The sequence below is a fragment of the Streptomyces antarcticus genome (assembly GCF_026627255.1).
In the GTDB taxonomy this organism is placed as follows: Bacteria; Actinomycetota; Actinomycetes; order Streptomycetales; family Streptomycetaceae; genus Streptomyces; species Streptomyces antarcticus.
Map to the genome: position 1 here is coordinate 1 of NZ_JAPNLM010000009.1, position 12,063 is coordinate 12,063.

General features: G+C 71.9%; 10 protein-coding genes. 6 read left to right on the plus strand and 4 right to left on the minus strand.

Features of this window, described 5'->3' with window-relative positions; all coding sequences use genetic code 11:
* Positions 1-30 precede the first annotated feature (30 nt).
* The gene (locus OTB16_RS15545; protein WP_267720769.1) at positions 31-1,620 is read left to right on the plus strand and encodes an amidohydrolase; all 1,590 of its coding nucleotides are present in this window, start codon (positions 31-33) and stop codon (positions 1,618-1,620) included.
* 25 nt (positions 1,621-1,645) lie between these two features.
* On the opposite strand, the gene OTB16_RS15550 is transcribed toward OTB16_RS15545, so the two are convergent.
* The 3 genes from OTB16_RS15550 to OTB16_RS15560 all read right to left on the minus strand — a co-directional run bounded on the left by OTB16_RS15550 (position 1,646) and on the right by OTB16_RS15560 (position 5,364).
* Positions 1,646-2,536 (minus strand): phosphatase PAP2 family protein, encoded by an 891-nt coding sequence (locus OTB16_RS15550; protein WP_267720770.1) that lies wholly within the window; start codon positions 2,534-2,536, stop codon positions 1,646-1,648.
* A gap of 91 nt (positions 2,537-2,627) precedes the next feature.
* Complete coding sequence (locus OTB16_RS15555; protein WP_267720771.1) at positions 2,628-3,659, minus strand: LacI family DNA-binding transcriptional regulator; 1,032 nt, start codon at positions 3,657-3,659, stop codon at positions 2,628-2,630.
* Positions 3,660-3,684: 25 nt separating this feature from the next.
* On the minus strand, positions 3,685-5,364 hold the full coding sequence (locus tag OTB16_RS15560) for a glycoside hydrolase family 13 protein (protein ID WP_267720772.1): 1,680 nt from the start codon (positions 5,362-5,364) through the stop codon (positions 3,685-3,687).
* Positions 5,365-5,586: 222 nt separating this feature from the next.
* On the opposite strand from OTB16_RS15560, the gene OTB16_RS15565 reads away from it, so the two are divergent.
* The 5 genes from OTB16_RS15565 to OTB16_RS15585 are packed head-to-tail and all read left to right on the plus strand — an operon-like array spanning position 5,587 to position 11,511.
* The gene (locus tag OTB16_RS15565; protein ID WP_267720773.1) at positions 5,587-6,867 is read left to right on the plus strand and encodes an extracellular solute-binding protein; all 1,281 of its coding nucleotides are present in this window, start codon (positions 5,587-5,589) and stop codon (positions 6,865-6,867) included.
* A gap of 6 nt (positions 6,868-6,873) precedes the next feature.
* The gene (locus OTB16_RS15570; protein ID WP_267720774.1) at positions 6,874-7,929 is read left to right on the plus strand and encodes a carbohydrate ABC transporter permease; all 1,056 of its coding nucleotides are present in this window, start codon (positions 6,874-6,876) and stop codon (positions 7,927-7,929) included.
* Between the two features lie 2 nt (positions 7,930-7,931).
* Positions 7,932-8,771 (plus strand): sugar ABC transporter permease, encoded by an 840-nt coding sequence (locus OTB16_RS15575; RefSeq protein WP_267720775.1) that lies wholly within the window; start codon positions 7,932-7,934, stop codon positions 8,769-8,771.
* 47 nt (positions 8,772-8,818) lie between these two features.
* On the plus strand, positions 8,819-10,420 hold the full coding sequence (locus OTB16_RS15580; RefSeq protein WP_267720776.1) for a glycoside hydrolase family 13 protein: 1,602 nt from the start codon (positions 8,819-8,821) through the stop codon (positions 10,418-10,420).
* Positions 10,408-11,511 carry a LacI family DNA-binding transcriptional regulator gene (locus OTB16_RS15585; RefSeq protein ID WP_267720777.1) on the plus strand — a complete coding sequence of 368 codons (1,104 nt, stop codon included), beginning with the start codon at positions 10,408-10,410 and terminating at the stop codon, positions 11,509-11,511. Before OTB16_RS15580 ends, OTB16_RS15585 begins: the two co-directional genes overlap by 13 nt.
* Here the strand turns inward: OTB16_RS15585 and OTB16_RS15590 are convergent.
* The gene (locus OTB16_RS15590) at positions 11,460-11,915 is read right to left on the minus strand and encodes a VOC family protein (RefSeq protein WP_267720778.1); all 456 of its coding nucleotides are present in this window, start codon (positions 11,913-11,915) and stop codon (positions 11,460-11,462) included. The genes OTB16_RS15585 and OTB16_RS15590 overlap by 52 nt on opposite strands.
* Between the last annotated feature and the right edge of the window lie 148 nt (positions 11,916-12,063).

A 12,063-nucleotide genomic window follows, 5' to 3' on the forward strand; every position in this document is an offset into this window, starting at 1 on the left:
CGCCGCCCCCGCCCAAGGAGAAGAAACGCCGTGCCCGCTGCCGACACCGTCCTCACCGGAGCCCGCGTCCGCACCCTCGACCCCGACCGCCCCGAAGCCCGCGCGGTAGCCGTCCGCGGCGGCGAGATCACGGCCGTCGGCGACGAGGCGGACGTACGCGACTGGCTCGGGCCCGCCACCGAGGTGATCGACCTCGGCGGCGCCACTCTCACCCCCGGCCTCACCGACGCCCACAGCCACCCCGTCTGGGGCATCGAGATGGCGGAGGGCACCGATCTCTCCGCCGTCCGCGACCCCGACCAGCTGCGGGCCGCCCTGCGCACCGCCGGCCGGGGCCCCGGCGGCTGGGTCACCGGCCACGGGCTCGACCACAACGCCTTCGGCGGGCTCCCCGTCGACCGGGCGCTGATCGAGGACGCCCTCGCCGGGGCCCCCGCCTTCCTGCGCCTCTACGACGGCCACTCCGCCCTCGTCTCCGGCGCCGCCCTGGCCGCCGCCGGGATCACCGGCCCCCGCACCTTCGCCCAGCGCTCCGAGATCGTCTGCGACGCCGACGGCCGCCCCACCGGCCACCTCGTCGAGCACGCCGCGATGGCCCTCGTCGGCAACCTCGTCCCCAAGCCCTCGTACGGCGAGCGCCGGACCCGGCTCGTCGAGCTGCTCGGCTCCATGGCCGCCACCGGCCTCACCGGCGCGCACGTCATGGACCTCGGCGACGGCGACGTACCGGCCCTCCTCGCCACCGTCGAGTACGAGGGCGACCTGCCGCTCCGCCTCAACCTGGCCCCCTGGTGCATGCCCGGCGCGGACGACGCCGACCTCGCGGAACTCATCGCCCTCCAGGGCACCGCGGGCCGCCACTGGCGCATCGGCGGCGTGAAGTTCTTCATGGACGGCACCGTCGAGGGCGGCACCGCCTGGCTCGATCACGCCGACTGCCACGGCCAGGGCACCGAAGCCTTCTGGCCCGACCCCGAGGCCTACGCCCGCGCCGTACGGGTCCTGGACGCCGCCGGCGTCCGCACCGCGACCCACGCCATCGGCGACGCCGCCGTCCGGCACGTCCTGGACACCGTGGCCGCCCTGGGCGCACCGGCCCGGACGCGGCACCGGATCGAGCACATCGAGACCGTCCCCGACGACCAGTTGGCCCGGTTCGCGGAACTCGGCGTGATCGCCTCCATGCAGCCGCCGCACACCGCGTACACCCGGGCCGACCACACCGACGAGTGGTCGAAGCGGCTGGGGGAGGAGCGGGCCTCGCACGCCTGGCGCTGCCGGGACCTGCGGGACGCCGGGGCGGTCCTCGCGCTCGGCTCGGACTGGCCCATCGCCCACTACGACGCCCGCCAGATCCTGGTGACCGCCCGCAGCCCCCTCGGCGCGGCCGCCGCGGGCCCCGCCCTGACCGGGCTCATGGCGCTGGAGGGACTGACCTCGCACGCCGCGCTCGCGGCGGGGGAACAGCGGGTGGCGGGCCGGATCGCGCCCGGCTACCGGGCCGACCTGACGGCCTTCGCCCTCGACCCGGTCACCGCCGGGGTGGACGAACTGGCCGAGGCCCCCGTACGCCTCACCATGTCCGGGGGCCGGACCACCCACCGCGGAGCGGAGGTGTGACCGGGAAGGGGCCGGCCGGCAGGGCCTAAGCGCGCCCGAACCGGTTCAGCAGCGCCGCCGCCGCCGGGTGCCGGTCGGTGTGCTCGGGGTGGCGGGGCAGCCGGTGCGGCAGGGCGCCGTACCAGGACCGGGAGACGGCGTAGCCGAAGGCCAGGCAGAGCAGGCCGCCCACGGCGTCCAGCCAGAAGTGGTTGGCGGTGGCCACGATCACGACGAGGGTCGCCGTCGGGTAGAGCAGGCCCAGGATCCGGGCCCAGGGGGCGGACGCGACCGCGAAGATCGTCAGCCCGCACCAGAGCGACCACCCTATGTGCATGGACGGCATCGCCGCGTACTGGTTCGACATGTGCTTGAGGTCCCCCGAGGCCATCGAGCCCCAGGTGTGGTGGACCAGCACGGTGTCGATGAAGTCCTGCCCGTTCATCAGCCGGGGAGGCGCGAGCGGGTAGAAGAAGTAGCCGACCAGGGCCACGCCCGTGGTGGCGAAGAGGACCATGCGGGTGGCCGCGTAACGCCCGGGATGGAAGCGGTAGATCCACACCAGCACACCGATGGTCACCACGAAGTGCAGCGTCGCGTAGTAGTAGTTCATGCCCACGATCAGCCACGTCACCGAGTTCACGGCGTGGTTGACGGACTGCTCCACGGCGATGCCGAGATCGCGCTCGACGTTCCAGATCCAGTCGGCGTTGGCCAGGGCCGCCGCCTTCTGCTCGGGAACGGCGTTGCGGATCAGCGAGTAGGTCCAGTAGCTGATCGCGATGAGCAGGATCTCGAACCAGATCCGGGGGTGGCGCGGGCTCCGCAACCGCTCCAGCAGGGTGCGCTCGGGAACCGGAGGAGCCTGGCCCCCGGCAGCGCTGGGCGCCGGGACGTCCGTCCGGGTTTCCAGTGTCGTCACGCTCGCTTCACCCATGGGCCAGAGTCTGCCAGATGCGATCTGGGCTCCGATCATCCCTCGGGACGTTCTTCGCGGTCACCGGTCCGCCCTGGGGACTACGACGACCCTACGGCCTGCGGTGCTGGCCCGGACCCGAGGCCGTGGAACCGCGCACCACCAGTTCCGGAAGGAAGACGAACTCGCTGTGCGGGGCCGGCGTACCGCCGATCTCCTCCAGCAGCGTCCGCACCGCCGCCTGCCCCATCGCCAGCACGGGCTGCCGGATCGTGGTCAGCGGCGGATCGGTGAACGCTATGAGGGGGGAGTCGTCGAACCCGACCACCGAGACGTCCTGCGGCACCCGCAGCCCCTGCTGCCGGGCCGCCCGGATCGCACCGAGCGCCATCATGTCGCTCGCGCACACCACCGCCGTGCAGCCGCGGGAGATCAGCGCGGTCGCGGCGGCCTGGCCGCCCTCCAGCGTGTAGAGGGAGTGCTGCACCAGCTCCTCGACCTCCGCCTCCTCGAGCCCGAGGCGCTCCTTCATCGCGAGCCGGAAGCCCTCGATCTTGCGGAGCACCGGCACGAACCGCTTCGGCCCGACCGCCAGCCCGATCCGGGTGTGCCCCAGAGCGGCCAGGTGCGTCACCGCCAGATGCATCGCCGCCCGGTCGTCCGGCGACACGAAGGGGGCCCGCACCTTGTCGGAGAACCCGTTGATGAGGACGTACGGGACGCCCTGCCCGCGAAGCTGGTCGTACCGGCCCATGTCGGCCGTGGTGTCGGCGTGCAGCCCCGAGACGAAGATGATCCCCGAGACCCCGCGGTCCACCAGCATCTCGGTCAGCTCGTCCTCGGTGGACCCGCCGGGCGTCTGCGTGGCCAGCACCGGCGTGTACCCCTGCCGCGTCAGCGCCTGCCCGATGACCTGGGCGAGCGCCGGAAAGATGGGGTTGTCCAGCTCCGGAGTTATCAGACCGACGAGCCCCGCGCTGCGCTGGCGCAGCCGTACGGGCCGTTCGTAGCCCAGGACGTCGAGCGCGGCCAGCACGGACTCGCGGGTGCCTGCGGCCACACCGGGCTTGCCGTTGAGCACCCGGCTGACTGTGGCTTCGCTGACCCCCGCCTGGGCTGCGATGTCGGCTAGCCGTGCGGTCACGGGATTGGACTGTACCGGTCGCACGTCACATTGCCCACCAAGTGCACGAGTCCGGGGGCAGCACCACCGTACGGCTGTCCGTACACACCGGAGAGCTGGAGAGCACGGGACGCCCCGGCGCCGGGAGCTCGACCGGAACGGGCCGGCTGTTGAGGGTGCAGGCGAAGTCGGGCCGGGTGAAGAGGAGGACCCCCTCGGGCGCGGACAGCCACCGCATCCCGGTGGCCGGACCCTCCCAGTCACCGGAGTCACCGGAGTCACCGGCCGCCCCGGACCGTCCGCCCCCCGGCGCCCCCAGACCCGGCAGCGCCCGGCGCAGCTCCAGCGCGGCGCGGTACAGCTCCAGCGTGGAGTGCGGGTCGCCGGTCTGGGCCGCGACGCTGAGCCCGCCCCAGCCGGCGGGCTGCGGCAGCCAGCTCCCGGCAGGCCCGAAGCCGTACGGGGGCTCCGTACCGGACCACGGGATCGGCACCCGGCAGCCGTCACGGAGCCCGTCCTGCCCGGCACCCCGGTGGAACGCCGGATCCCGGCGGGCCGCGTCGGGCAGGTCGAGGACCTCGGGCAGCCCCAGCTCCTCGCCCTGGTACACGTACGCCGACCCGGGCAGCGCCAGCATCAGCAGAGCGGCCGCCCGCGCCCGCGCCAGACCCCGCTCCCCGCCCCCGTACCGCGTCACGTGCCGCACCACGTCGTGGTTGGACAGCACCCACGTCGTCGGAGCACCCACCGAGGCGGTGGCCGCCAGGGACTCGTCGATGACGGTGCGCATCGCGGTGGTGTCCCACGGACAGTTCAGGAAGCGGAAGTTGAAGGCCTGGTGCAGCTCGTCGGGCCGGACGTACAGCGCGAGCCGCTCGGACGTCGGGGCCCACGCCTCGGCGACCCCGATCCGGTCGCCCCCGTAGGAGTCCAGGAGCCTGCGCCATGAACGGTGGATCTCGTGGACCCCGTCCTGGTCGAAGAAGGGGAGCGGCTCGGTGCCGATCAGGGTGGCCTGGGCGCCGCGGCCGATGTCCGGCAGACCGGGGGCCTTCACCATGCCGTGGGCGACGTCCACGCGGAACCCGTCGACCCCCAGGTCGAGCCAGAACCGCAGGACGGAGGAGAACTCCGCCGGGACCTCCGGATGCGCCCAGTCCAGGTCCGGCTGCTCGGGCGCGAAGAGGTGCAGGTACCACTCCCCGTCCGCGACCCGGGTCCAGGCGGGCCCGCCGAAGACCGACTCCCAGTCGTTCGGGGGCTCCGCACCGTCCGCGCCGCGCCCCGGGCGGAACAGGTACCGGGCGCGGGCGGCCCGGTCCCCGGCGAGGGCGGCCCGGAACCACGGGTGCTCCGCGGAGGTGTGGTTCGGCACCACGTCCACGATGACCCGCAGCCCCAGCGCGTGCGCGCCCCGGACGAGGTCGTCGGCGTCGGCGAGGTCCCCGAAGAGCGGGTCGACGCCCCGGTAGTCGGCGACGTCGTAGCCGCCGTCGGCCTGGGGGGAGACGTAGAAGGGAGTGAGCCACACGGCGTCGACCCCGAGCCGGGCCAGGTGCGGGAGGCGCTCGCGCACCCCGCGCAGGTCCCCGACGCCGTCGCCGCCGCTGTCCGCGAAGGACCGCACGTACACCTGGTAGATGACGGCATCGCGCCACCAGCCGCCCCGCGCGTCGGCATTGCTGGAAGCGCTTGCAAGCTGGACGGCCGTCAACTCGTGGGTCATATCGGGGTCAACGCGTACACGTGCCCCCTGGTTGCGGGCCTGAGGGGTCGAAGGTGACTCGAACTAACAGCAAGCTGCGGCAACCGTACGGACACACGGATGTAACGATCAGCTCGTCTTGCAGAAAATTTCCGCAAGCTCTTTCGGACTTCTTGCGGGCTTGTTACGTTCCTGGCAACTCGGGACCGCGAGGACGCGGCCGGGATCATCGAAGGAGTTCATATGCGGCGTGGCATAGCGGCCACCGCGCTGGTCGCGGCCCTGGCACTCGCGGCGACGGCTTGCGGCGGGGACGCGTCGGACGGCAAGGATGCGGCCGGCGACAACGCGGGCGGGGAGCTCTCCGGCACGGTCACGTGGTGGGACACCTCGAACGACGCCGAGAAGGCCAGCTTCCAGAAGATCGCCGAGGCGTTCACGGCGAAGCACCCCAAGGTCACCGTCAAGTACGTCAACGTCCCTTACGGCGACGCGCAGAACAAGGTCAAGAACGCTTTCAGCAGCGGCTCCGACGCCCCCGACGTGATCCGCGCCGACGTCGGCTGGGTCGCCGACTTCGCCTCCCTCCAGTACCTGGACGAGGTCCCGGCCGAGACCGTCAAGAAGGTCGACGCCGAGTTCCTGCCGGCCGCCGCCGCCAGCGGCAAGTACGAGGGCAAGACCTACGCGGTGCCGCAGGTCATCGACACCCTCGGCCTCTTCTACAACAAGAAGATGCTCGCCGACGCCGGCGTCCAGCCCCCCACCACGCTGGAGGAGGTCAAGACCGCCGCCGCCGCCATCAAGGCCAAGACCGGCAAGGCCGGCCTCTACCTGCGCGGCGACGACTCCTACTGGTTCCTCCCGCTGATCTACGGCGAGGGCGGCGACCTGGTCGACGCCAAGAACAAGACGGTCACCGTCGACAACGCGGCGGGCGTCAAGGCGTTCAAGGCCGCACGCGACCTGGTCTCCTCCGGGGCGGCGCTCACCAACGCCACCGACGGCTGGACGAACATGCAGACCGCCTTCAAGTCCGGGGAGGCCGCGATGATGATCAACGGCCCCTGGGCCGTCGCCGACACCTACGCGGGCGACCAGTTCAAGGACAAGGCCAACCTCGGCGTCGCCCCGGTCCCGGCCGGCTCGGTCAAGGCGGGCTCCCCGCAGGGCGGCCACGACCTCGCGGTCTACGCCGGCTCCAAGAACACCGCCGCCGCGCACGCCTTCGTGGCGTACATGACCTCCCAGGAGGTCCAGGTCCAGTCCGCCAAGGAGCTGAGCCTGCTCCCCACCCGCACGGCTGCCTACGAGCAGCCGGACGTCAAGGGCAGCGAGATGGTCCAGTTCTTCAAGCCGGCCGTCGACAAGGCCGTCGAGCGCGCCTGGATCCCGGAGAACGGCTCCCTCTTCGAGCCGCTGAAGGTCGAGTACACCAAGGCGATCACCGGGGCCTCGACCCCGGAGGAAGCGGCCAAGACGGCCGGCGCCGAGTTCCGCAAGATCCTCAAGGGTTGGAAGTAGCGAAACATGGCTGCTCACACCAGCCAGTCGGTGGCGAAGGCCGCGGGTGACGACGTCGAGCACGGCGACGTCGCCCGCGGCCTGAGCCGCAGGACTGGCAGCGGGAACAGGACCGGCGGGAACAGGACCGGCGGCCGGGGCGGGCTGCGGCGCGCCCTCGCCACCCACTGGTACGCCTGGGCGATGGTCACCCCGGTGGTGCTCGTGCTCGGCGTGATCATCGGCTGGCCGCTGGTCCGCGGTGTCTACCTGTCGCTGACCGACGCCAACGAGCGCAACGTCTCCCGTACGATCGGCGTCCGCCACATCGAGGCCACGTACGAGTTCGTCGGGCTCGACAACTACGCGGCCGTGCTCAGCGACCCGGTGTTCCTGCAGCGGCTGGCGTGGACGGTGGTGTGGACCGTCGCCTGCGTGTCCATCACCTTCACGCTCGGCCTGGCCCTGGCCAACATGCTCAACCGGGACTTCAAGGGCCGCGCCGCCTACCGGATGGCGCTCATCCTGCCCTGGGCCGTTCCCGGTTTCGTCTCCGTCTTCGCCTGGCGGTTCCTCTTCAACCGCGACAACGGCATCCTCAACAAGATCCTCGACGGCGGCGGCATCTCCGCCGTCCCGTGGCTCGACGACCCGACCTGGGCCAAGTTCGCGGTCATCACCGTCAACGTCTGGCTCGGTGTCCCCTTCATGATGGTCGCCCTGCTCGGCGGGCTGCAGTCCATCCCCGGCGAGCTCTACGAGGCCGCCGAGATGGACGGTGCCAGCGCCTGGCAGCGGTTCCGCCACATCACCCTGCCCGGCCTGCGCGCGGTGAGCATGACGGTGATCCTGCTCTCCACCATCTGGACCTTCAACATGTTCCCGGTGATCTTCCTGCTCACCCGGGGCGGACCGGGCGACTCCACCGAGATCCTGGTCACCCAGGCCTTCCGCGAGGCCTTCATCACCAGCCCGCGCGACTTCGCCGCCTCCGCGACGTGGGGCGTGCTGATCCTGGCCCTGCTCATGATCTTCGCGCTGGTCTACCGGCGCTCGCTGCGCAAGCAGGGAGAGGTGTGGTGACCATGACCACCCGCACTCGGGGCCGCCGCGCCCCGCTCGCCTCCGTCGGCCTCCACGCGACGCTGCTCGTCGCGTCCGTCGTCGCCGTGTTCCCGGTGCTGTGGATCCTGCTGACCTCGCTCAAGCCGGCGCAGCACGCGATCACCACGGACTTCGTGAAGGAGCCGACCCTCGGCAACTACACGTACCTGCTGGAGTCGAGCCACTTCCTCAGCTGGTTCGCGAACTCCGTCCTGGTCGCCGGCGTCACCACGGTCCTCGGCGTGTTCATCGCCGCCACGACCGGCTACGCGGTCAGCCGCTTCAAGTTCCCCGGAATGAAGCCGCTGATGTGGACCCTGCTCATCACGCAGATGTTCCCGATGGCCATCCTGATCGTCCCGCTCTACAACCTGATGGGCGACCTCGGGCTGCTCAACCAGCCCGTCGGCCTGATCATCACCTACCTCACCATCGCCGTGCCGTTCTGCGCCTGGATGATGAAGGGCTTCTTCGACACGATCCCGATCGAGATCGACGAGTCCGGGCGCGTCGACGGGCTCAACCCCTTCGGCACCTTCTGGCGGCTGATCCTGCCGCTGGCCAAGCCCGGCCTCGCCGTCACCGGCTTCTACGCCTTCATCACCGCCTGGGGCGAGGTCGCGTACGCCTCCGCCTTCATGGTCGGCGAGGAGAACCTCACCCTGGCCGGCGGACTGCAGACCTTCGTCACGCAGTACACCTCCAACTGGGGTGCGATGAGCGCCGCTTCGGTCCTCATCGCGATCCCCGCGGCGATCTTCTTCGTCTTCGCCCAGCGTCACCTCGTCGCCGGGATGACGGCAGGCGCCACCAAGGGCTGACCACCCGCCTGCCCCCGCATCACCGGCCCGATCTCTTCAAGGACGACATGACCCAGCACCTCGCCGACGCACTTCCCACCTCTTCCGGCACCCTGCCCGGATGGTGGAGAGAAGCGGTGATCTACCAGGTCTATCCGCGCAGCTTCGCCGACTCCAACGGGGACGGCATGGGGGACCTCGAAGGCATCCGCCGCCGCCTGCCCTACCTCAGGGACCTCGGCGTCGACGCCGTGTGGCTCAGCCCGTTCTACGCCTCCCCGCAGGCCGACGCGGGCTACGACGTCGCCGACTACCGGGCCATCGACCCGATGTTCGGCACCCTGCACGACGCCGACGCCGTGATCCGCGAGGCGCACGCACTGGGCCTGCGGATCATCGTCGACCTCGTTCCCAACCACTGCTCCGACCAGCACGAATGGTTCAAGCAGGCGCTGCGCGAGGGCCCCGGCACCCCGCTGCGCGAGCGGTTCCACTTCCGCCCGGGGCAGGGCGCCGACGGCTCCGAGCCCCCCAACGACTGGGAGTCCATCTTCGGCGGGCCCGCCTGGACGCGGGTCGCGGACGGGGAGTGGTACCTGCACCTCTTCGCCCCCGAGCAGCCCGACTTCAACTGGGAACACCCCGCGGTCCAGGACGAGTTCCGGTCCATCCTGCGGTTCTGGCTGGACCTGGGCACCGACGGCTTCCGCATCGACGTCGCCCACGGCCTGGTCAAGGCCCCCGGCCTGCCCGACCTCGGCCGCGACGAGCAGCTCAAGCTGCTCGGCAACCAGGTGCTGCCCTTCTTCGACCAGGACGGCGTCCACGAGATCTACCGCTCCTGGCGGACCGTCCTGGACGAGTACGCCGGTGACCGCATCGGCGTCGCCGAGGCGTGGACGCCCAGTGCCGACCGCACGGCGCTCTACCTGCGCCCCGACGAGCTGCACCAGGCCTTCAACTTCCACTACCTGAACACCGGTTGGGACGCGGAGGCGCTGCGCGCTGCCATCGACGACTCGCTCGACGCGATGCGGCCGGTGGGTGCTCCGACGACGTGGGTGCTGTCCAACCACGACGTGGTGCGGCACGTGACGCGGTACGGGGGCGGGGAGCGGGGTCTGGCGCGGGCGCGGGCGGCCGCTCTGCTGATGCTGGCGCTGCCCGGGTCGGCGTACGTGTATCAGGGCGAGGAGCTGGGGCTGCCCGAGGTCCTCGACCTGCCCGACGAGGTGCGCCAGGACCCGTCGTTCTTCAAGGCGAACGGGCAGGACGGGCTCCGTGACGGCTGCCGGGTGCCGATCCCGTGGTCCGGCACGCAGGCCCCGTACGGCTTCGGCGACGGCGGCAGCTGGCTGCCGCAGCCGGCCGAGTGGGCGGGCCTGAGCGTCGAGGCGCAGACCGGGGACCCGGCGTCCACGCTGGAGCTGTACCGGGCGGCGCTGCGGATCCGCCGGGAGCGGGCCGAGCTGGGCGCGGGCGACGCGGTGGAGTGGCTGGAGGCGCCGGCCGGCGTCCTGGCGTTCCGGCGCGGGGCGTTCGTGTGCGCGGTGAACACGACGGGCGCGCCCGTACGGCTGCCCGCGCCGGGTGCGGTGCTGCTGGCCAGCGCCGCGCCGGGCGACCCGGACGTGCTCCCGGGCGACAGCGCGGTGTGGTGGCTGGGGTGACCTCCCCGCTGAGGCTCACCGACATCGCCGCGCAGGCCGAGGTCAGCGAGGCGACGGTGAGCCGCGTGCTCAACGGCAAGTCGGGCGTGGCGGCCGGTACCCGGCACAAGGTGCTGGCCGCGCTCGACCTGCTGGGCTACGAGCGGCCGGTGCGGCTCAAGCGCCGGAGCAACGGGCTGATCGGGCTGCTCATCCCGGAGCTGACCAACCCGATCTTCCCGGCGTTCGCCCAGGTCATCGAGCAGGCCCTGGCCGGGCACGGGTACACGCCGGTGCTGTGCACGCAGACGCCGGGCGGGGCCACCGAGGACGAACTGGTGGAGCAGCTGGAGGAGCGCGGTGTCACGGGCATCGTGTTCCTGTCGGGGCTCCACGCGGACTCGGCGGCCGACCCCTCGCGCTACCGTCGGCTGGCGGCGCGGGGGGTGCCGTTCGTGCTGGTCAACGGTTTCAACGAGCGGATCAGCGCGCCTTTCGTGTCGCCGGACGACCGGGCGGCGGCCGATATGGCGGTACGGCACCTGGAGGATCTGGGGCACCGGCGGATCGGTCTGGCGATCGGTCCGACGCGGTACGTGCCGTCGGCGCGCAAGGAGCAGGGGTTCCTGGCGGCGCTGCCGGGCGCGGACGCCGAAGGCCTGGTCCAGCGCACGCTGTTCACCGTCGAGGGCGGTCACGCCGCGGGCAACGCCCTGCTGGACCGGGGCTGTACGGGTGTGGTGTGCGCGAGCGACATGATGGCCCTGGGGGTGGTGCGGGCGGCGCGTGAGCGGGGGCTGCGGGTGCCGGAGGACGTGTCGGTGGTCGGCTTCGACGACTCGCCGCTGATCGCGTTCACGGATCCGCCGCTGACGACGGTGCGCCAGCCGGTGCGCGCCATGGCGACGGCGGCCGTGGGCGCGCTGCTGGAGGCGGTGGGCGGTACCCCCGTCGAGCGCACGGAGTACGTGTTCCAGCCGGAGCTGGTGGTCCGCGGCTCGACGGCCCAGGCCCCCGAGCCGGCGGCCGCTCCGGCGGGTGGTTCGGCGGGCGGACCGGCTCAGACGACGCAGAACTCGTTGCCCTCGGGGTCCTGGAGCACGACGGCGTAGTACGGCATGTCCGGCTCGTCCATGATGTGCAGGACGGTCGCGCCGGCCGCGGTGAGGCGGGTCACCTTGCGGGTGACCCGCTCGATCCGGACCCCGATGGCCACGTCGCGCCCGCCGCCGACCTTCAGGTCGAGGTGGAGGCGGTTCTTGCCGTTCTTCGGCTCGGGGACCTGCTGGAACCAGATGCGCGGGTTGCGGCCGTCCGGGTCGACGATCGACTCCGGGGTCTCGCCGGAGCCGTCGGGCAGCTCTTCCGGGGGCACCCCCAGGTCCTGCCAGTAGGCGCGCCAGGTGGTGTGCCCGCCGGGCGCCGGTTCGGGTGTGTAGCCCAGGGCTTCGGCCCAGAAGGCCACCATGCGCCGCGGGTCCGCGCAGTCGACGGTCAGTTGCAGGGTCATCTCCATGTCGGCAGGGTCGCAGGCGCCGCCGACAACTCCCGGCGGCGACGCGGCCGGTCGCGGGCGCGGTGGCGCCGCCTCGCCGCGGCGCGCTACCCGCCGGAAACAATTCTGCAATCTCTTGCGCAAAGTCTTGCAGAGGGTGGGTGTGCGC